Annotated in this window: 23 protein-coding genes and 1 tRNA gene; 14 read left to right on the top strand and 10 right to left on the bottom strand. The window is 60.1% G+C overall.

Annotated features, from left to right (window positions below; all coding sequences use genetic code 11):
• The first annotated feature begins 325 nt into the window (after nt 1-325).
• The 3 genes from ACR0IR_RS02950 to ACR0IR_RS02940 are packed head-to-tail and all read left to right on the top strand — an operon-like array spanning nt 326 to nt 2645.
• Nucleotides 326-556 carry a DUF3489 domain-containing protein gene (locus ACR0IR_RS02950; protein ID WP_093964945.1) on the top strand — a complete coding sequence of 77 codons (231 nt, stop codon included), beginning with the start codon at nt 326-328 and terminating at the stop codon, nt 554-556.
• Nucleotides 553-969 (top strand): DUF2924 domain-containing protein, encoded by a 417-nt coding sequence (locus tag ACR0IR_RS02945; RefSeq protein ID WP_170364440.1) that lies wholly within the window; start codon nt 553-555, stop codon nt 967-969. The genes ACR0IR_RS02950 and ACR0IR_RS02945 overlap by 4 nt, the downstream gene beginning before the upstream one ends.
• Nucleotides 966-2645, top strand: coding sequence for a recombinase family protein (locus ACR0IR_RS02940; protein WP_480778958.1), 1680 nt, complete (start codon nt 966-968; stop codon nt 2643-2645). The genes ACR0IR_RS02945 and ACR0IR_RS02940 overlap by 4 nt, the downstream gene beginning before the upstream one ends.
• Nucleotides 2646-3020: 375 nt before the next feature.
• Here ACR0IR_RS02940 and ACR0IR_RS02935 read toward each other — a convergent pair.
• Nucleotides 3021-3110: transfer RNA gene (locus ACR0IR_RS02935), tRNA-Ser, on the bottom strand.
• Between the two features lie 205 nt (nt 3111-3315).
• On the opposite strand from ACR0IR_RS02935, the gene ACR0IR_RS02930 reads away from it, so the two are divergent.
• The 8 genes from ACR0IR_RS02930 (at nt 3316) to ACR0IR_RS02895 (ending at nt 10770) form a co-directional block, all read left to right on the top strand.
• Nucleotides 3316-4479 (top strand): SPOR domain-containing protein, encoded by a 1164-nt coding sequence (locus ACR0IR_RS02930; protein ID WP_170364442.1) that lies wholly within the window; start codon nt 3316-3318, stop codon nt 4477-4479.
• 13 nt (nt 4480-4492) lie between these two features.
• Complete coding sequence (locus tag ACR0IR_RS02925) at nt 4493-5659, top strand: D-alanyl-D-alanine carboxypeptidase family protein (protein ID WP_170364444.1); 1167 nt, start codon at nt 4493-4495, stop codon at nt 5657-5659.
• Nucleotides 5656-6282, top strand: a complete 627-nt coding sequence (gene tmk / locus ACR0IR_RS02920) for a dTMP kinase (RefSeq protein ID WP_170364446.1) — start codon at nt 5656-5658, stop codon at nt 6280-6282. The genes ACR0IR_RS02925 and tmk overlap by 4 nt, the downstream gene beginning before the upstream one ends.
• A 7-nt stretch (nt 6283-6289) precedes the next feature.
• The gene (locus ACR0IR_RS02915; protein ID WP_170364448.1) at nt 6290-7411 is read left to right on the top strand and encodes a DNA polymerase III subunit delta'; all 1122 of its coding nucleotides are present in this window, start codon (nt 6290-6292) and stop codon (nt 7409-7411) included.
• Nucleotides 7408-8223: a TatD family hydrolase gene (locus ACR0IR_RS02910; protein WP_170364449.1), complete on the top strand. Its 816-nt coding sequence runs from the start codon at nt 7408-7410 to the stop codon at nt 8221-8223. The genes ACR0IR_RS02915 and ACR0IR_RS02910 overlap by 4 nt, the downstream gene beginning before the upstream one ends.
• Complete coding sequence (locus tag ACR0IR_RS02905; RefSeq protein WP_170364451.1) at nt 8220-9017, top strand: MBL fold metallo-hydrolase; 798 nt, start codon at nt 8220-8222, stop codon at nt 9015-9017. The genes ACR0IR_RS02910 and ACR0IR_RS02905 overlap by 4 nt, the downstream gene beginning before the upstream one ends.
• Before the next feature lie 61 nt (nt 9018-9078).
• Nucleotides 9079-10011 (top strand): AEC family transporter, encoded by a 933-nt coding sequence (locus tag ACR0IR_RS02900; RefSeq protein ID WP_170341050.1) that lies wholly within the window; start codon nt 9079-9081, stop codon nt 10009-10011.
• A gap of 63 nt (nt 10012-10074) precedes the next feature.
• Complete coding sequence (locus ACR0IR_RS02895; RefSeq protein ID WP_170364453.1) at nt 10075-10770, top strand: CbiX/SirB N-terminal domain-containing protein; 696 nt, start codon at nt 10075-10077, stop codon at nt 10768-10770.
• Between the two features lie 29 nt (nt 10771-10799).
• Here ACR0IR_RS02895 and ACR0IR_RS02890 read toward each other — a convergent pair whose 3' ends face one another.
• From ACR0IR_RS02890 to ACR0IR_RS02870, 5 genes are all read right to left on the bottom strand, one after another.
• Entirely contained in the window at nt 10800-11792 is a 993-nt protein-coding gene (locus ACR0IR_RS02890) for a GGDEF domain-containing protein (RefSeq protein WP_170364455.1), read from the bottom strand.
• A complete protein-coding gene (locus ACR0IR_RS02885) occupies nt 11792-12376 on the bottom strand; it encodes a heme NO-binding domain-containing protein (protein WP_170364456.1) in 585 nt (194 codons plus the stop codon). The genes ACR0IR_RS02890 and ACR0IR_RS02885 overlap by 1 nt, the downstream gene beginning before the upstream one ends.
• A gap of 145 nt (nt 12377-12521) precedes the next feature.
• On the bottom strand, nt 12522-14081 hold the full coding sequence (locus ACR0IR_RS02880; protein ID WP_170364458.1) for a trimethylamine methyltransferase family protein: 1560 nt from the start codon (nt 14079-14081) through the stop codon (nt 12522-12524).
• 119 nt (nt 14082-14200) lie between these two features.
• Nucleotides 14201-14893, bottom strand: coding sequence for an HAD family hydrolase (locus ACR0IR_RS02875; protein ID WP_170364460.1), 693 nt, complete (start codon nt 14891-14893; stop codon nt 14201-14203).
• 26 nt (nt 14894-14919) lie between these two features.
• On the bottom strand, nt 14920-15204 hold the full coding sequence (locus ACR0IR_RS02870) for a DUF3572 domain-containing protein (protein ID WP_093964931.1): 285 nt from the start codon (nt 15202-15204) through the stop codon (nt 14920-14922).
• Between the two features lie 88 nt (nt 15205-15292).
• Here ACR0IR_RS02870 and ACR0IR_RS02865 point away from each other — a divergent pair, with 88 nt between their 5' ends.
• Nucleotides 15293-16693 (top strand): diguanylate cyclase, encoded by a 1401-nt coding sequence (locus ACR0IR_RS02865; protein WP_170364462.1) that lies wholly within the window; start codon nt 15293-15295, stop codon nt 16691-16693.
• A 5-nt stretch (nt 16694-16698) separates the two neighbouring features.
• On the opposite strand, the gene ACR0IR_RS02860 is transcribed toward ACR0IR_RS02865, so the two are convergent.
• The 4 genes from ACR0IR_RS02860 to ACR0IR_RS02845 are packed head-to-tail and all read right to left on the bottom strand — an operon-like array spanning nt 16699 to nt 18600.
• A complete protein-coding gene (locus ACR0IR_RS02860) occupies nt 16699-17169 on the bottom strand; it encodes a periplasmic heavy metal sensor (RefSeq protein WP_170341035.1) in 471 nt (156 codons plus the stop codon).
• The gene (locus tag ACR0IR_RS02855; RefSeq protein ID WP_254429904.1) at nt 17166-17519 is read right to left on the bottom strand and encodes a hypothetical protein; all 354 of its coding nucleotides are present in this window, start codon (nt 17517-17519) and stop codon (nt 17166-17168) included. The genes ACR0IR_RS02860 and ACR0IR_RS02855 overlap by 4 nt, the downstream gene beginning before the upstream one ends.
• The gene (locus tag ACR0IR_RS02850; RefSeq protein WP_093964927.1) at nt 17512-18126 is read right to left on the bottom strand and encodes an RNA polymerase sigma factor; all 615 of its coding nucleotides are present in this window, start codon (nt 18124-18126) and stop codon (nt 17512-17514) included. Before ACR0IR_RS02850 ends, ACR0IR_RS02855 begins: the two co-directional genes overlap by 8 nt.
• A gap of 6 nt (nt 18127-18132) precedes the next feature.
• Nucleotides 18133-18600, bottom strand: a complete 468-nt coding sequence (locus tag ACR0IR_RS02845; RefSeq protein WP_170364463.1) for an EF-hand domain-containing protein — start codon at nt 18598-18600, stop codon at nt 18133-18135.
• 218 nt (nt 18601-18818) lie between these two features.
• On the opposite strand from ACR0IR_RS02845, the gene ACR0IR_RS02840 reads away from it, so the two are divergent.
• Together ACR0IR_RS02840 and ACR0IR_RS02835 are read left to right on the top strand one after the other, a co-directional pair.
• The gene (locus ACR0IR_RS02840) at nt 18819-19217 is read left to right on the top strand and encodes a DUF983 domain-containing protein (RefSeq protein ID WP_170364465.1); all 399 of its coding nucleotides are present in this window, start codon (nt 18819-18821) and stop codon (nt 19215-19217) included.
• Nucleotides 19218-19241: 24 nt separating this feature from the next.
• Entirely contained in the window at nt 19242-19943 is a 702-nt protein-coding gene (locus ACR0IR_RS02835) for an NUDIX hydrolase (protein WP_170364467.1), read from the top strand.
• The last annotated feature ends 1 nt before the right edge of the window (nt 19944 follow it).

Below are 19944 nucleotides of genomic sequence, written 5' to 3'. Positions count from 1 at the left end.
CTCTCTGCGGAAACCTGTGTTTCCAATGAGTGCTGCCTGCGGGAGCAGTTTCCCGCCCTGATAGTCCGGGCGATTAGGTCGAATGTAGGTGCCATCAATACGAGACGCAACCCCCCAAACTAAAAGTAACCAATTAAGATTGTTGACGAATAATCGGGGGTACGCCAGCAACGCCCTTCAAAACACACGCCTCAAGTAATCGCTTCAGAAAGAGCTGGACTGTTGCCGTCAACCACGCATCACTGAACCCACGCCCGAGCCATTCGGGCGCTCCTCGGTACCGGGGTTCGGCATCTAGCCAGCCCCAAATCAGAGGAGACAATACATGTCCAAGCGGAAGCAAACCAAAATTGACAAAGTGCAACACTTGTTGCGCCGCCCGAGCGGCGCCAGCCTTGAGGCGCTCTGCAAAGCAACGGGATGGCAGCCTCATTCGGTCCGAGCAGCTCTAAGCGGTCTGCGGAAAAAAGGCGTCACAATTGAACGGCGGACATCCGACAAACCAAATGGACCATCCACATATCATCTGGCGGCGGGAACTGGAGAAGCGTCATGACCAAGACGAGCGATGTCGCCGATCTCGCCGCCATGGGTCGATCGGATCTGGTCACGCTTTGGCAGCAACTGTTTGATCAACCCGCCCCCGCCATGCTCAGCCAACCCTTTCTGCGCCGCTTTATCGCCTTTGAGATGCAGTCCCGCCGTCATGGCAGGCTACCCCGCCAGGTCAAAGCCACGCTGGAAAAGGGCTCTGGGAAGAAACCCCAGCCTACATGCCCTGCCCTAAAACCCGGCGGGCGCCTGCTACGCGAGTGGAATAGTGTGACCCATGTAGTCGACGTTACAGAAGACGGCTTCACTTGGAACGGTCGGTCCTATCGCTCACTCTCGGCCATCGCCCGAGAGATTACCGGCGCGCATTGGTCAGGGCCGCGTTTCTTTGGGCTCACCGGCAAGGCGGCCAAATGAGCCCGCGCCGTAAAATCCGATGCGCCATCTACACGCGCAAGTCCTCAGAAGATGGTCTGGATCAGGACTTCAATTCGCTGGATGCGCAATATGAGGCCTGCGCGGCCTATGTCGCAAGCCAGCGACATGAAGGCTGGACCCTGTTGTCCGGGCGCTACGATGACGGTGGCCTGTCGGGCGGCACCCTAGAGCGACCCGCCCTTCAGCGCCTTCTTGAAGAGATCGATGCCGGGCGTATTGACATGGTGGTGGTCTACAAGATTGACCGGCTGACCCGGTCGCTTGCCGACTTCTCTAAGCTGGTCGACCGGCTGGAACAGGCAAACTGTTCTTTTGTGTCCGTCACGCAGGCCTTCAATACCTCATCTTCCATGGGCCGGTTAACGCTGAATGTGCTGTTGTCCTTTGCTCAGTTTGAACGGGAAGTCACCGCCGAACGTATTCGCGACAAGATTGCAGCGTCGAAGAAGAAGGGGCTTTGGATGGGTGGCAACCTGCCTCTGGGCTATGATCGCCACCCCGATCCGAAGGCAAGAACGCTGGTGGTGAATGAAGAGGAGGCCAGAACGGTCCGGCATCTCTTTGGGCTTTATGACGAGCTTGGTTGCCTGCGCAAAGTAGAAGAACGGGCAACGGCAGAAGACCTGCGGTCAAAACGGGTTGTTCGGACAGATGGCAGTGTGAAGGGGGATTGTCCGCTGTCACGGGGTCAAATCTATTACCTGCTGCGCAATCCGGTCTATCTCGGAAAAATCCGCCACAAGGATAAGATCTGGGACGGACAACATCCGGCGATCATCGATCAGGACATCTGGGACCGGGTGCAGGAAAAAATGCGACAGGCCTCCAACCGCTCGCGGGCACGCGGCGACTCCGATGCGCGCCAACACTCCACTGACCCCGGGGCCTGGCTCACCGGTCTGCTGTATGACGAAACTGGTGATCGGTTGACGCCGACCCACACCACGCGCAAAGGCCGACGGTTGCGCTACTATATCTCCAATCGACTGATCTCAGGCGGCAAGGATATCTCTGGCTGGCGACTGCCCGGCCCAGCGCTGGAAAACGCGGTCATTGATGTCATCGTCAGACATTTGCAAGACGCCGCCGCGGCGCACCAAGTACTGGCGCAGCCGGAGGCCGGGTCAGCCGAGGCAGTTCAGACTTCAGTTGCGGATTTAGTAACCCGGCTTCTAGGCCATGGCTGTCAGATCGGCGCTGCTCTTCTGGCCAAAGGCAAACTTGCACGAGGACAGATCGACCTCGAATTTAACCCCAAAACTCTGGCAAGCGCACTTGGCATCGCGGCCGATCATCTGCACCCGGATCTCACCCACGTCACCGCATCTTTCGATCTGTGCCGCCGCGGCGTCGAGGCCAAGGTCATCGCCGGAGACATGGCACCCCAACCTGATCCCCACCTCCGGTCCATGCTGATCCGCGCCCATGGCTGGGCCCGTGATCTGAAGGCCGGAGTTCAACTGATGGAGATTGCCCGCCGCGAAAGCGTCCCTGACGCCTTCATCCGCACCCGTGCTCAGCTCGCCTTTCTCTCACCAAAGATTCAACCGGCGATTCTCGACGGGAGCCAGCCGCCCGAACTCACACTCAAGCGTCTGGTCAGCGTGACCCACCCACTTGAATGGTCCGAACAGGAACGCCTGTTCGGCTTCTGACATCTCCAGCTCCTGCGTCCCTGATACAGACTTCGCCCTCCCTGATCCGGCGGAACAATTCCCTGTTCGCACGAGGAAATTCCCTGTTCCACCTTTTAGGGAATTTGCAACATAAACCTCTGAGAAACATACAGTTCTGATAGAAGAAATGACGGAAGTCAGTCCCGGTTTGCGAATATTCCCTGTAAGTTGCAGGTTATCAGGGAAATCCAGCCCAAAGCGACCCCGCTAAAATGCGACACTGAGACTCGCGCCTGAATTGTCCTCTGAATGTACGGTTTGCTTCGTCTCTGATTGAAAGCGCATGCGCCAACGCGCGGGAATTGCGTAACAATTCCGGATCAGAAAATACAACTGAAGTGAGACAGGTATGAGTGGCGGGGAGACAGGGATTCGAACCCTGGGGACGCTCTCACGCCCAACGGTTTTCAAGACCGCCGCATTCGACCACTCTGCCACCTCCCCGGCGCAGGCAGCGGTCTAGGACGAACATCGGTTGGTGGCAAGTCCAAAAGAGGGATTTCTTGCCGAAGCCGGACCCGCGGTCTTTCCTTGAAACAACCCGCAGGTTATGATTTGCGCAATGACTGCAGGAGGCTGGCAAAAGAACCGGTCGAACCGCGGTTGGGGCCAGCCACGCAAAGGCCCTACAGGCAAGGGATAACACAATATGAAGCGAGCGACAGAGACACGCTTTGGACCGCGGCCGTTGGCGGTGCTGGTTGTTGCAATGACTGCGCTGACGGGATGCGACGAAGCTTTGAACGCAGGCAAGTCTTCCTCGGAGGCAGCCAGTGACGATGGGCAGACCCAAAGCGACACCACGGAACTGTTCCCCGAAGTCGCCAGCGGCTCTCAGCGCGATGTTGAAGCGCCGGAGGTCTTCGAAGTGACCGAGGCCGGGCTCTGGGATGGGCGTCCTTCGTTGGGTGGCATCTGGGTGGCACACCCCAGCGCGTCTCAGCCCGAGCGGGTCGCCATCAAGAACACAAGCAACAACAAGACCGTAACGGGCGCCTTGTTCCGCCGGGAACGAAACCTGCCCGGGCCGGCCCTTCAGGTGTCCTCGGCAGCGGCTGAAAAACTGGGAATGCTTGCCGGCGCTCCTGCCCGTCTGCAGGTGGTTGCACTCCGCCGCGAAACGATCGAGCCGGAGCCTGCGCCGGAACCCGAAGCAGCCCCGACCGAAGAAACCGCAGACGCCGCCGAAGCAACCGCAGCCCAAGAAGCCACAACGGCCGGGCCCGACGAAAGTGCCGAAGAAAAGCCGGCCAAGCGGAAATGGTGGCAGAAAAAGACACCTGAAAACACCGGTGCCGTGGTCGCCGGTGCTGCCGCGGCCGGAGCGGCCGCAAGCGCCGCTGCCGAAGAAGCTGCGCCCGCAATTGAGGAAGCGGCAGATGCGTCCGCGACCGCTGCATTGACGGATCCTGTCGTCGCACCGCCACCCGCCCAGAAAAAACGCAAGTGGTGGCAGAAGAAAGATCCCAATGAAATTACCGAGACGCCATTGGACCCGATCGCAGGTGCCGCGGCCGCTATTGACGCATCCGAGCCGACGCCGGCTGCGGCGGCCAGTGCCACAGCCGCATCGTCGAACCTGACCAAACCCTATGTTCAGATCGGAACGTTCGGAGTTGAAGCGAACGCAAAAGCCGCGGCCGAAAAAGTCCGCACGAACGGATTGGCGGCCGAAGTTCTGGAACTGGAGTCGGCGGGCAAGTCGGTCTGGCGCGTACTGGTCGGCCCTGCCACAACCCGCGCCGAACGCAAAGCGATCCTCGGAGATATGAAAGACCTGGGCTTTACCGATGCCTTTATCGTGAAGAACTGAACAGGAGGGTCCAATGCTGACCTCATTCAAATCGGCTGTTCTGGCCGCGGGCCTTGCCCTGCTGGCCCTGCCGGTTCACGCCTTCGACACGTCCGCGCGCGCGGCCTACGTGATCGATCAAACGACAGGCACTGTGCTGTTGTCGAAGAATGCCGATGAACCGCTCCCACCGGCATCGATGTCCAAGCTGATGACGCTCTACGTGGCATTCGAAGCCCTGCGCGACGGTCGATTGACGCTGGATGAAACGCTTCCGGTCTCGGAACATGCGATGAGCTATGGCGGCTCGACCATGTTCCTGAACACGCAGGACCGGGTCCGGGTCGAGGACCTGCTGCGAGGCATCATCGTCCTGTCCGGCAATGACGCCTGTGTCGTGATCGCCGAAGCGCTCAGCCCGGACGGTACCGAGGCCGGCTTTGCGCGCTACATGACCCAACGCGCCAGGCAGATGGGCATGAACCACTCGAACTTCACCAACTCGAACGGCTGGCCTGCCGCAGGTCACATGATGTCGGTTCATGATCTCGCTGTGCTGGCCGACAGGCTGATCACCGATTTTCCCGAATATTATCCGCTGTTTGCCGAGGAAACCTTCGAATTTGACGGCCGCGCCCCGTCGAACGTGAACAACCGCAACCCGCTGCTGAAACTGGATATCGGTGCCGATGGCCTGAAGACCGGCCACACGCAAGAGGCGGGCTATGGCCTTGTCGGATCGGCCAAGCAAGGCGATCGCCGGGTGGTCTTCGTTCTTTCCGGGCTCGACAGCATCTCTCGCCGGGCAGAGGAGGCTGAGGCCGTGGTTAACTGGTCGTTTCGAAATTTTATCGAGAGGACAGTTGCCAACGCCGAGACGCCGATAGCACAGGCCAAAGTGTGGATGGGCGCGCAAAAGACGGTTGGGCTTGTGCCCGACGGTGACCTCACCCTTCTGTTCCCCGTTCTGGGCGATCAGAACGTGCAGGCCGAAGTCGTGTATCAAGGCCCGATCAACGCTCCGATCGCCAAGGGCCAACAACTGGCCGAACTTGTGATCCAGCCCGAAGGTCTGCCGGAAATCCGGCGCCCCCTGGTCGCGGCCGAGGATGTGGCGATGGGCGGGTTCCTGGTGCGGCTGATGACCGTGGGCGGCATCGTCCTGAAAGACATGATCAACACTCCACTGGAGTCGATGTGAGTCCGCGCGGTCTGTTCCTGACATTCGAGGGGATCGACGGTTCGGGCAAGTCCACCCAGGCCCGCAGGCTGGCAGAAAGCCTCGAGGCGGCCGGACATGACGTTGTTCTGACGCGTGAGCCGGGCGGTTCGCCCGGGGCCGAGGAAATTCGCCGGTTGGTCCTCGAAGGCGACCCCGACAGGTGGTCGGCGGAAACCGAAATTCTTCTGTTCACGGCCGCACGACGCGATCATTTGGAGCGCACGATCGAGCCGGCCTTGAATGCGGGTAAGATCGTGATTTGCGACAGGTTCGCCGACAGCACCCGAGTGTATCAGGGCCTGTCGCGCGGAGATCTGCGCGCGTTGGTGGACCAACTCCACGGCCTGATGATCGGCCGCGAGCCAGATCTGACCTTGCTGATCGATATGGATCCGGAAATCGGGCTATCCCGCGCCAAAGGCCGGCAAGGCACCGAAGAGCGGTTCGAGGATTTTGGCCCGGCCCTTCAGAAACGTATGCGCTCGGGTTTCCTTGCGCTGGCGGACGAGTTCAAGGACCGGTTCCGTGTGATCGATGGCAATCGCGACGTGGACAGCGTGGCCGTGGATGTGAGAGAAACCGTCCTGAAGGTTCTGCGGTAATTCACGAATGAGCGACGACACACCCACACCGGACCAGGCGCCCGGCGCGTTTCACCCGCGCGAGACACCCAGGCTGTTTGGACAGGATGCGGCCGAGCAAGCCTTCCTGACCGCATTTGCGTCTGACCGGCTGCATCACGCGTGGCTTCTCACCGGCCCTCGTGGTGTGGGTAAAGCTACCCTGGCATGGCGCATCGCGCGGTTTCTGTTGGCCACGCCGCCGCTACAGGATGACGGGCTGTTCGGCGCGCCCGAGGCTCCGACGACACTCGACATCGCTCCGGACCACCCGGTTGCAGCAAGGATGCTGGCCGGGGCCGAACCCGGTCTGGCCGCGATCACCAGATCCCTGAATGATCAGGGCCGCCTGCGCAACGAGATCGTTGTCGATGACATCCGAAAATTGGGGCGCTTCTTCGGCCTCAGTTCCGCGGACGGAGGGCGCCGCGTGGTTATCGTGGATGCGGCGGACGAAATGAATGTCAGCGCCGCAAACGCGTTGTTGAAAATGCTCGAAGAGCCTCCTGCCCGCACGACACTGCTGCTGGTTTCGCATCAGCCGTCACGGCTGTTGCCGACGATCCGCTCGCGGTGCCGCACCCTGCGCCTGGCACCGCTGTCGCCCGAGGACATGAAATCGGCGCTGGCACAGACCGGCGCCGACTTGCCACCGCAATCCGACCACCTCGCGGCTTTGGCCGCCGGTTCCGTAGGCGACGCGGTACGGCTGATCAATCTGGGCGGAATGGAGATCTATGCCGAGCTGATCCAGATACTTGGCACCCTGCCCCGCCTCGACCGCCAGCGCGCGCTGGCTTTGGCCGAAGCGGCCGCGCAGCGCGGAGCAGCCGAGCGCTATGACCTGCTTTTGAATCTGATTGACATCGCCCTTTCTCGCCTTGCTCTGACAGGTGCGACCGGCGCGCCTCCGCAGCCCGAAGCTGCGCCAAACGAAGCCGAAGTGCTGTTGCGCCTGTCATCCTCGCGCCCACAAGCCTTGGGCTGGGCCGAGGCCGCATCCATCATCACGGCCCGTGCGCGGCACGGGCAGGCGGTGAACCTTGACCCTGTCGCCGTCGTCCTAGATACGGTGTTCAAGATTCAGGAAACCGCCGGTCCGAGCAGATGAGCGACACGCCCCAACCTCCCGCAATCACTGACAGCCATTGCCATCTGGATTTCCCGGATTTCGAAGGCCAACTGGACGCAATCATCGCTCGTGCAGCCGAAGCGGGCGTGACACGCATGGTGACGATCTGCACTCGACTGCGCAATGAGCCGATCGTGCGCGCGATCGCCGAAACACATGCCCCGGTTTTCTACGCTGCGGGCACCCACCCCATGAGCGCGTCCGAAGAGCCACTGGCGAGCGTCGACGAACTTGTCGCATTGTCCCGACATCCGAAATTTGTCGGCATCGGCGAAACCGGGCTGGACTATCACTACACCGCCGACAGCGCCGAAATCCAAAAACGCTCGTTGCGGGTTCACATTCAGGCCGCCCAAAGTACAGGCCTGCCGCTGATCATTCACGCCCGTGCAGCCGACGAGGACATGGCGACGATTCTGCAGGACGAGTTTCGGAACGCACCTTACTCCTGTGTGATGCATTGCTTCTCGTCCTCGGCCGAACTGGCGCGGGCGGCGTTGGATTTGGGGTTCTACCTCTCCATATCCGGCATCGCGGCCTTTCCAAAAAGCCAAAAGCTGAGGGATATCTTTGCGGCGGCGCCCGTCGATCGAATTCTGGTAGAGACCGACGCACCATACCTGGCCCCGCCACCGCACCGGGGCAAGCGGAACGAGCCCGGCTATACCACTTTCACGGCCCGGGTCGGCGCCGAACTGTTCGGCCTGGACTACCCGGATTTCGCCGCGCAGACCCAAGCGAATTTTGATCGACTGTTTGCGAAGGCGGCCGCCTACCCGGTTGCCGCATGAGCATGCTGCGGTTCACGATCCTGGGCTGTGGCTCCTCTGGCGGTGTCCCCCGGTTGGGTGGGCATTGGGGAGACTGTGACCCGCAAAATCCGCGCAATATCCGCCGCCGATGCTCGATGCTGGTTGAACGGGACGGGCCGGACGGCACGACCTCGGTTCTGATCGACACGACCCCGGACATGCGCAGCCAACTGCTGGACACCGGAACCGGACGCCTCGACGCCGTTGTCTACACACACTCACATGCCGATCATGTGCACGGCATCGACGACCTGCGCATGATCGTTTTCAACATGCGCGCGCGGGTGCCCGTTTGGGCGGATGGCGACACGCAAAACGCATTGCTGGGGCGGTTCGGCTACGCGTTCATTCAACCCGAAGGCTCGCCCTATCCACCGATCCTCGACCTGAAGACAATTGACGGCCCGTTCGCGATAGACGGTCCAGGAGGGTCAATCCCGTTTCGCCCGTTCAAGGTGAACCACGGATCGATCGATGCGCTTGGTTTTCGTATGAATAACCTGGCCTATCTGCCTGATGTTGCGGAAATCTACGATGATGCCTGGCCCGAGCTTCAAGGATTGGACTGCCTCGTGATCGACGCGCTGCGCCGGAACCCGCATCCGACCCATGCCCACCTGGAAAAGACCCTTGGCTGGATCGAACAGCTAAAGCCGGCTCGGGCAGTTCTGACCAATATGCACATCGATCTGGACTATGCAGCCGTCGATGCCGAGACCCCGGACCATGTCGAGCCTGCCTATGACGGCATGGTGATCCGGCAGCCATTTTAGGACATCGGATTGCACGCGCTTCCCCCAGCTCTGACCGAACAGCCTGGATTGAGGTCGTGACATGTTGCAAAGCCTGATCGACGTCATCCTTCCGGTCTTTCTTGTGATTGGGGCTGGTTATGTCTCGACGCTGACGGGCTACTTCAAAGAAGTTCATATTGACGGGTTGATGAAGTTCACGCAGGGGTTCGCAATCCCCTGCCTGCTGTTTCTGGCCATCGCCCATCTGGATCTGAGCGCCAGCTTTGACCCGCGCCTTCTGGGCAGTTTCTATACCGCCGCAGCTCTGTGTTTCCTTGCGGGGGTTTTCGGCGCTCGCCTGATATTCAAGCGCGAATGGGAAGACTGCGTCGCAATCGGGTTCTGCTGCCTGTTCTCGAACTCGGTCCTGCTGGGCCTGCCGATCACCGAACGCGCCTATGGGCCCGACAACCTGACCGGAAACTATGCGATCATCGCGTTCCACTCGCCGTTCTGCTACTGCGTCGGCATTACCGTGATGGAGGTCATCCGCAACCGAGGCAATGGCGGTATGCGCATGGCTCGATCGGTGCTTTCGGCAATGTTCAAGAACGCGCTGATCCTGGGCATCGCTCTGGGCTTCATCGTCAATCTCACGGGCGTCGGCATTCCGGCAGTGGCAGACGAGGCCTTGAGTCTGGTGACCCGCGCCGCATTGCCCGGCGCCCTGTTCGCCCTGGGTGGAGTTCTGGTCAAATACAAGCCCGAAGGCGACCTGCGGACAATCGGCTATGTTTGCTGCGTTTCACTTGTTCTGCATCCAAGCCTGGTCTGGTTGTTCGGTACAGCGACCGCCCTGCCGCAAGATCTTTTCCGCTCGGGCGTTCTGAACGCGGCGATGGCGCCCGGTTTCAACGCCTACATCTTCGCCAACATGTATGGCCGGGCCAAACGAGTTGCCGCCTCTTCGGTGTTGATTGGCACAGGCGTGTCCATTCTTACGGTATGGATGTGGTTGACGTTGCTCGGATAAAGACGAATTGACTTTGCGGGAGGGCGCCACACCTATCCCGAAACAGAACAAGGAAGCTCCAGCATGCCGACTGCCGTCATCGTAGCGCATGGCCAACCCTCCGACCCAGACCCGGCCGAGGCATCCCTGGCCAGACTGGCCGCTCGGATTGATAAACTGACGGATAGAGTCACAGTCAGATCGGCGACCCTCGCCGCGCCGGGCGCGTTGGAAAAGGTCCTTGATGACATTCCGGACGGCAGCGCGATTTATCCATTGTTCATGGCGAAAGGGTGGTTCGTGACTTCTGCGCTTCCCAAACGCCTTGAAGGGCGTGCAGTACGGCAACTAGACCCGCTGGGCGTTGACCCACAGCTACCCAACCTGGTGGCGCGCGCCCTGCAACCCTTGATCGACGAGCAAGGTTGGAGCACCACGTCGACGGATCTGCTGATTGCCGCACACGGCTCAGGCCGCAGCCGCAACCCGGCAGCTGTCACCCACGAATTCGCTGACCGTTTGGCCGGGTTGATATCTCTGAAATCAATCCACTGCGGATTTGTCGAAGAACCACCATCGATCAGTGACGCTGCGAAAATGACCGGGGATCATGCGATCTGCCTGCCGTTCTTTGCCTGCACCGGGGGCCACGTGTTGGATGATATTCCCGCCGAGCTGGGCAAGGCCGCATTTCGTGGCCCGGTGCTGCCTGTGGTCGGCGAGTTGGACGAAATCCAGTCGCACATCGCGCGGACATTGGACGGGGCTTTCGCTGAGTAGTAAAGCAACCAGCCTATCGACGCACCGGTCTACTCCGCTGCCCGCGCGTCTTCGGAATAGAAGCGATGGCACGACCGACCGTTTCGCTTGGCCTCGTAAAGGGCCAAATCCGCCGCGTGCAGAATCTCAGCCGGTTTCGGGGACAGAAACTGTGACGTAAGTGCGGTCCCGATGCTCGCCGAAATCGCGCAGGTCTCGCCCTCGAAAACCATCGGTTTCTGAAGGCGGCCAATCAGGCGATTGGCGATCCGTTCAAGCTGAGCCCTGCTCGACAGGCTTTTGAATATCAGAACAAATTCATCGCCGCCGATCCGGGCGACCGTGTCGTCGCTGCGGGTTTCTTCCAGCATGATCCGGGCGGCCTGGGACAGCACATAGTCGCCCGCGGCATGCCCCAATTCGTCGTTCACGGCTTTGAAGAAATCCAGGTCCAGATGCATCAACGCAAAAGTGGATTTCGTTGAAACCAAATGCTCGAGAATGTGGTCCATCGCGCGCCGGTTCTTGAGGCCGGTCAGAGTATCCGTATAGGCCTGTTCCTCGGCCGCAAGCATTGCCCCTTGAAGCCGCAGGTTCAACGATCTCGAAGCCTCCATCGCCGCAGACTTGGCCTCGACCAGGTAGAGCAATTCAATCGCGAGGTCGGTTCCCGAAAAATCCGCACTTGTCAGGGCATAATCCCGTACAGCGTCCAGGATCGAGATCCCGAAGGACAGGTTGATAACCGCGCCTGCATCGTCAGGCAGCGGTGCCACCAAACCCTTCAATGCTGTGCGCGGTTCATCGTGAAGCTTGAGATGAAGCTTGGTACCGGCCGTCGCCATCAACGCCGGCAGAGTCGTTACGGTTCTGGGCCTTACCAGTTCAAAAATTTCCAGAAAACCGCTGCCGACCATCGGCTGGTCCGGGCGCAGTTTTTGCAGTGTCGGCCCGACCTGAAGGATACGCCCATCCTGATCCACCAAGGTGAACATCGGGCACAACGTCTCCAACATCCTGCCCAGTTGATCCAGATCCATCATCAGTTCCGCGCCCCCAGATCAAAGTGACGACCCTCGGCAAAGGCGCTTTCGACCAAAACCATCGAGATGACGTCCACCCCGCCCCTCTGCCCGGCATGCGTCAGAATCACGAGCGCGCCATAGTCGTCCGCCATTGCTCGCAAAATCCCGATCATGACATTGGCATACCCATCCAGCCCGGGATGGCAGCGCAATTCGAATTCGGTGGGCGAGCACTCCCGCAGTTCCAGGGCAGGCAATTCAAGGTCAGAGACCGCCAGTTTGACCCGGTCGGCCAGATCATCCAAAGACTGCAGAAACTCGACATAGGTAACGCCACCAAAGCGCAGAAGGCGTCGCAATCCTTCCATGTTTGGGTGTGAGACCAGATAGGTTCCGAGATCCTCCAGGAACTCGTCCCGCGAACGGTTCAATTGATCGCAGACCACGTCCAGCAGGCGATATGACTTTTCCCGGTCGTAGACGAGCATCGCTTCGAACTCGGCGAACCCAAGTTCAGCGGCCTCGGTCGCCCGAAGCCAGCGCTCACGCCCATAGGTCGCGCATACAAACGATTGAACGGCCCTGTTGATCAATCCGTGCATGAATGCCCTCAAAAAGGTTTCATGCCCGATCCCACCTCAAAGATCTTAACAAAGGCCAAATGCGGCAGTTAAAGATGCGGAAAATTCACGAAAATCTCAGGCTGAGACATCTTGCCATTCCGGCTGCCTGCCCGGTGGTGCGCTATCAGAAATCGGTCGGCGCGCCCCCTTCGGCTTTGCGACGTGCGACGAAGTCAGCCAGTTCCTCTCGGATCGCCTCATCCATGGGCGGAGCCTCAAAGCTGTTGATGATCTCCTTGAACATCAGATGCGCCCGTTCGGCTGTCCAGATCCCGCCCGCAACTTCCCAGCCCTCGTAGTTTTTCCAATCGCTCAGGAAGGGTTGATAGAACGCGGTGGTATAGCGATCCTGGGTGTGTTGGATGCCAAAGAAGTGCCCATCGTTCCCGACCGCGCGGATGGCTTCCAGTGCGATTTCGTCTGGGCCTGTGGCGCAGATCTCAGGCTGCATATACCTTTGGATTTGCTGCAATATCTCGCAATCCATGATGAACTTCTCCGGGCTCGCGATCAGGCCGCCCTCCAGCCATCCGGCGGCGTGATAGACCATGTTGGTCCCCGACTGTACCGCCGCCCAGAGTGAATTCGACGTCTCCCAGACGGCCTGGCCGTCCGGTACATTGGCCGCGCAAACACCGGACGAGCGCAAGGGCAGCCCATAGAACCGCGCCATCTGGCCGGTCATCTGGGTCGACCGGATGTATTCAGGCGTGCCAAACGCGGGCGCACCGGACTTCATGTCGACATTCGAGGTGAATGTCCCGATGACACATGGGATGCCGGGTCGTACGTACTGGAACAAGGCAATCGCACACAGCGCCTCGGCCAACGACTGCGCAACGGCCCCGGCCATCGTCACCGGGGCCATGGCCCCAGCCAAAGTGAACGGCGTGACGACAATGGCCTGCCCCCGCCGGGCCAGCCGCAGGCACCCGTCGATCATCGGGTGGTCGTGTTTCAGAGGCGAGGTCGAGTTGATGTTGGTGTACATGCGCGGCGACGCCTCGAATTCCTCGTGGCCGAGACCGCCTGCGATGCGCACCATTTCCATGACATCCTCTACGCGCTCTTTGCCCAACGAATAGGCATGCATCGCCTTGTCCGTGAGCGTGAGTTTGTCATACAGGACATCCAGGTGCCGGACGCTGGCGTGCAGGTCAACCGGCTCGACCGGGTAGCCTCCGGCAAAGTGGATGCAGTTGAAATACTGCGTCAGCTTCAACAGGTTCCGGCACATTTCCCGGTTGCCGGGTACCTTCTTGCCGATCTCCATGTCCCAGTAGTTCGGCGGTGACGAGACATTTCCGAACAACATCGTCTTGCCGCCGATCTCGATCGTGTGGTTCGGGTTGCGCGGCGTGATGGTAAAGGTCGACGGCGCCTTGGCGACCATTTCCATAACGAAGTCTCGGCCCATGCGCACGTTGTCGCCGTTGACGATGCATCCGGCGTCACGCAGGATCTCCAAGGCTTCTTGATTGTAGAACTCGATGCCGATTTCCTCAAGAATACGCATGGCACCGTCATGGATGGCTTCGACGCCCTCGGGGCCCAACGGTTCGGTTGGCCGGTCGATGTTGATCGGCGGATTCCATGGCATCTGGTCGATGACTGCCGCACCTCGGCGCGCTGCAGCGCCTGCGCGTCCACCACCCCTGCGCTTGCGAGTATTCGTGTCGGCCATCTGTTCCTCCGGCGTTTGTTACTCTCAAACAAGACCCGAAGTCCGGCCTCTGGCCGCTCTGTCTGCGACAGCCAAGGTCGGTTTCAACTCATGAACCGCCGATTTTCAGGCAAGGCGCTTTAACGAAGGTTCAGCCAGCCTGGGATGTGGCTGATATCGGGAAGAACGACATCTGCCATCGGTGCAAGATCCTCAACCCTGGCCAATCCGGTCAGAACACCGATCGTGGTCATGCCGGCGGCGCGACCGGCCTCCAGATCGTGCAGACTGTCGCCGACCATGGCGATCCGGTCCTGTGCGACGCCAACATGTTGGGCAAAGGCCAACAGCTGTCCGGGCCCGGGCTTGAACCCGTGGCCACTGTCATACCCCGCAATGAAATCGAAATAGGTCTCGATTCCGACCGAGGCCAGGTGCCGTTTCGCCGGCATCTCGCCGTCATTGGTCGCAACACCCAGCTTCTTGCCGGCGTCTTTCAAGGATTGCAGAAACGGTGCAAGCGCAACGGCCTCGACCTGAGGCGCATGGGCAGAGGCCGCATTCAAGGTCTGAATCAGATCCTCGCGGGACCAGCCGTCAAGGTCCGGGAACAACGCGTCGGCGACCTCGTCGACGGTGCCAGCGATCACGATACTGTCCTCGGAATAGGTCTCTGTCGCAACGTCAAAGCCAATGCTCTTTCCAAGCACGGTCGCACGCGCATTGTCGCCCTCGCTCAGACGCAGCAGCACCGCCTTGCCGAACGCCCCCCAGGTGGCGGCGAAATCAAACAGGGTTCCGTCCTTGTCAAAAACCAGCGCATCAATCGACATGCATTCTTGCTCCTGCGCGGACCCGTTCAGGTCCAATGAACATCCGCGCCGCCTGACAGGACGCTTCGGGCCTGAGCCGGTTGATCGTAAGGGACAGCGTTTGCGTCACAAAAGGCCAACACCCACGAATCGTCAAGCATCAGAAATTCCAGCACCGAAGCAAGAAACTCGGGCTCTGTGGCGCGGTCCCTCAGGTCATCCGTCGACGCGCCGGTCGAACCAAGGAAAACAGGCAACAATTCATCGTTCCCAACAAGCCACCCAAGCGCTTTCAAGGCCAGAGTTTCGGCGAATTCGGCAGAGATCGGCATGATCAGGCCCCGGTTCGAAGATTTGGAAAGGGTTTGTTAACCAGACTCATAAACACTTTGACAAGGCATGCAATCTACGGTGAAAACAATGTCCGTGCAGGGAACCATCCTTGTCCTCGACGGGGTCTCGACCAATCGCATCATGCTGAAGGTGCAGCTGATGGCGGCGTGGTATCATGTCGTGCAGGGCGAGAAGCTGGCTGGTCTTGGGGCGTTGCTGCGGCGGACCCGGCCGGATCTGGTGCTGACGGCCCAGACACTACCCGACGGAGACGCGGGCGACGTCAAAAGACTGATGCTGTCCGTTCCGGCCCTGCAGGATGTCCCTGTGGTCGCGATTGCGCCTCAGAACGATCGGACCGCCCGGCTGCGGAACCTGTCCGAGGGGCTGGATGACGTTCTGGCCTATCCGTTCAAAGATACGCTGTTGCTGGCGCGTGTGCGAAGCCTGCTGCGCGCCCGTGCGGAAACTCAGGATCTGAAGAACAGTGGCAACCCTCAATCCGTGGGATTTGCCGAAGCCCCCGCAGCAATGATCACGCCCGCGCGGCATGGTCAGATCGCCGTCTTGGCCCACACCGCACGTACTCGCACGCTGTGGCACAAGGCCCTGAACGGACGAACGCAGCATTCGGTGTGCAGCCATACCCTGCCCAACCTCAGCGGAGTCTTGTCCGGCACCATACCTGACGCGATTGTTGTCGAATTGAACAGCGATCCATCCGGCCTGAACATGTTGGCCGACCTCAAATCCCGCACCGGCACTCGGCGGACTGCTCTGATCGGAATCATTCCCGATGACAACGCCACTCTTGCCGCCGAGGCCCTGGATCGCGGCGCCGATGCGATTTGCCTCGGAGGGTTCTGCCCTGACGAAGTATCGCTTCGGGTCGAGGCGTTGATTGCACGCAAGGCGCATGACGAGCAAATGCGCGACTCGTTGCGCCGTGGGCTTGAGGAATCGTGGATCGACACGCTGACGGGCCTGAACAACCGTCGTTTCGCACAGACCGCGATGGACCAATTGCTGCACAGTTCGGTGCACAAACAGCGGGGTTTTGCGATCATGCTGGCCGACCTGGACCACTTCAAATCCATCAATGACCGTTACGGCCACAGTGCCGGTGACAGGGTTTTGGTCGAGGCCGGAAAACGGATGAAGCGCGCTTTCGGACCTGACGGCTTCCTCGCCCGCATCGGAGGAGAGGAATTCCTGTTCGGACTGCCAAACGCGACCCGCGAAAAGGCGCTCAGGAAGGCGGCCGATATCTGCAGCGGCGTCAGCAGCGTACCGATCGTCCTGCCGGACATTCCTGCCCGGCTTCCGGTGACGGTCAGCATCGGGCTGAAGGTATGCGAGCCACCCTTCTCCCCACTTCCAGACGGCTCACTGTCGGCCGAAAGCCTGATTAAATGCGCGGACAACGCGCTTTATGCGGCAAAACAGGCAGGCCGGAACCAGGTGTGGATGAAACAGAACGCGGCCTAAGCGGGTCAGTCCTTGCGTTTCTTGGGATCCGGGCGCCGCTTCAACACGTCTTCCAAGCGGTCGGCATAAGCTTTTCGTTCTTCGTCGGACATGGCCGAAACCCGAGCCAGCCACTGCTCTTGCAGAGCCGCCTGGATTTCGTCATTCGCCCGGGCTTGTTCTTCCAGCAGGTTCTGGACTTCATCGCGGTCGAACGGAATGGCCCGCAGCGCCTTGCCAAGCGCCTTGAAATCACGAGACCTTTTCTCGGCCCCGCGCCGATGCTTGTCGGCCAGATCGCCTCTCAACGCCTTGCGTTCCGGATCAGGAAGAGCGCGGTACAGGGCAGGTCCAAATCCGGGAGGAACATCGTCCCGCACACCATGAAACCGCAGCGCAGTCCCGATGATCACTCCAGCGACCAGCAGGTTCAGACCAAGGGATACGACCAGCAGCACAGGCACCCAGCGTCGTGGGGGTTTGACGTCTTCATTCATTCCGCTTCCTCCAGAAACGCGGCCTCGAGACCGAGATTGGCGACCATGTAGGATGCATCCTGGGTCATTATGTAATTCGCCGGGTCCGGCAGAAAGGACGGCGCGGCAAAACCGACCCATGCGCCAACCACGCTGGCCGCCGCAAGCCCACTGAGCGCCTGCCAGCCCCCGAGACCGGCAACGAGATTGCCCAGAAACCCTTGTGACTTGGGTTTCGCTGTTTTTGTCGCCGCAAGCCGGATGGCCTCGGCATCCGTCAGGATACGAACCGCCAAATCGTCGGGCAGATCAACATGTGCCTGCCGTGCCTCGGCAAACAAGAGATCCAGTTCTGTATCTTGGTCAGACATGGTCATACCCCAACTCTTCCTGACGGCCTGACAGTATGGCCGTCAAAGACCGCTTTCCGCGGGCAACAAGACTTTCTACCGCTTCTACGGAAATCCTCATGATTCCCGCGATTTCCGGATTGGACAACTCCTCGATATGCCTGAGAATGACAGCTTCGCGCTGCCGTTCGGGCAATTGTGCCAAGGCCGCTTGCAACGCATCCACGCGGGCGTTTTGCTGCATTCGGTCCACGACACTGGGCTGGTCGTCCTCAGGCTCTGGGACATCGTCCAATGTGCCTGCCGTTTTCTTCCGCCGCAGATCGACACACAGGTTCAAGACCACGCGGTACAACCAGGTCGAGATCTTGGCCTGCCCCGGAACCCAGTCCGCCGCCACCTTCCAAAGCCGAAGCATCGCTTCCTGGGTTACATCTTCGGCCTCTGCCCTGTTGTTCAACATACGCAGAGCAACCGAATAACACCGCGGCCCCAACCGATCGGTCAGCAGGCGTGCTGCCTGAGCGTCGCCTTCGGCAAACCGTTTCAGCAACACGTCGTCGCTGCAGGCATCCGCGGCGACCGTGTCGCCGCGGACAGTATGCGCAGAGGACGGCACGTCCTTCATCCTGCGTCAGTTGTTGTCTGGGTCCGGGCGGTCACCCTTCTTGTGGTGCCGACCCATACCATCCCGTGCATTGGCGAACTCCTGCTCGGACAGCGAACCGTTTCCATCCGCATCAAGGCGGTCAAACATCTTGTCAGCCCGGCGCGGTTTCGGCAACTCGTCCGCAGTCAGAAAGCCGTCTTTGTCGGCATCATGACGCTCGAACATGTCGGAAACGCGGTCGTTTGCCTTCTTCTGAGCCTCGGCCTGCATTTCTTCGACGCTGATCTTTCCGTCACCGTCGGTATCGGCCGAGGTGAACTTCTGCAGGCGATGGGTCTCCATCTCGGCCTTGGTCACCTGGCCGTCACCGTTGGCATCCAGCTCCTGAAAGCTGACCGGTTCACGGTCGCGAGGTCCTTTGGCCAGCGCAGCCGTCCCGGTGACGGCAACTGCAGACAGAATGATGGCCGAGATAAATTTTGCGCTCTTCATTGCTCGTTTCCTTTGTTGTCGCGGCCCTGTGCCGCTGCTTACATTCATTCAAACGCAGCCCGGCAAAGTTTCCGTCGCTGTCCGCAAATTTTTTTCCGGCATTGAAACCTGCATTTCCGGTCAATATTTTCGAGAGGGTCGGTGCAAAGCGACGCACCCCCCTTTTCTGCGGGATGAAACAAGCGCAATATCCCCGAAATCCGAGCGCGAGTATCAAGATGACAGATCAAACCATCGACACCCTCTCTCAGGAGGAACGCCCCACGTGGCCCGCCATCGTCAAAGGGTTCCGGTGCAAATGCCCCAATTGCGGCAAAGGCAAGCTGTTGCACAGCTACCTGAAGGTGAATGATACCTGCGCAGACTGCGGTCAGGAATTGTTTCACCACAGGGCAGATGACGGGCCGGCCTACTTGACCATTCTGCTGGTCGGACACCTTTTGGCTCCGGCGCTGCATGTCACTTACGTCGGCCTGCGCCCGTCTCCGTGGGCCATGGCAATCGGCTTTTCGATAGCTTGCGTTGCACTGTCGCTGTTCCTTCTTCCCAGGCTCAAAGGAGCGGTCGTCGGCTTTCAATGGGCCCGGAAGATGCACGGGTTCGACGACAGCAAGTGACCCGTCAATGCAGCTGAGCTTCTCATGACCGTGGACAAATCCGCAATTCGCGACGCCGCGACGATCATCGTTTTGCGCGACCGTTTTCGAACCCCGTCGATTCTGATGGGCCAACGTGGTGCCGCGGCGGCCTTCATGCCGAACAAGTTCGTGTTTCCGGGGGGTGCCGTGGATGCTGAGGACGCGCAAGTTCCGCTGGCCACTCCGGTACCCGAGATTTGCCAACAAAGGCTGAGCGATCAGGCCCCTGCCGGACTGCATGTGCCATTGGCGGCAGCGGCAATTCGCGAGTTGTGGGAGGAGACCGGCCTTATCCTCGGTGTCCGCGACACCTGGCCGGGTCCGGTTCCACATGCCTGGACCGGCTTCGCGGAAAGAGGCTACATTCCGTCGGCCGAAGCGCTGCAGTTCGTGTTCCGCGCGGTTACCCCGCCCGGACGTCCACGCCGGTTCGACGCCCGATTTTTTCTTTTGGACGCAGATGCCATCGCCGGTGATCTGGACGATTTCAGCCAGGCCTCGGATGAACTGTCACATCTACAGTGGATTCCGCTGGAACAGGCGCGGGAGTTCGACTTGCCGTTCATCACCGAGGTTGTTCTGTCGGAAGTCGAGGCGCGCGTGTCAGATACAACGCCCCCCGACTCTGTGCCGTTCTTTCTGAACAACGAAGAAGCCAGTCTGTTCCAGCGCCTCAATGGCCACCCGATGCCCGAAACAGACTGAG

This window comes from Ruegeria sp. CF2, from assembly GCF_056537385.1.
Note: the sequence above shows the minus strand (reverse complement) of the source record. Positions and strands in the feature narration are given on the sequence as shown.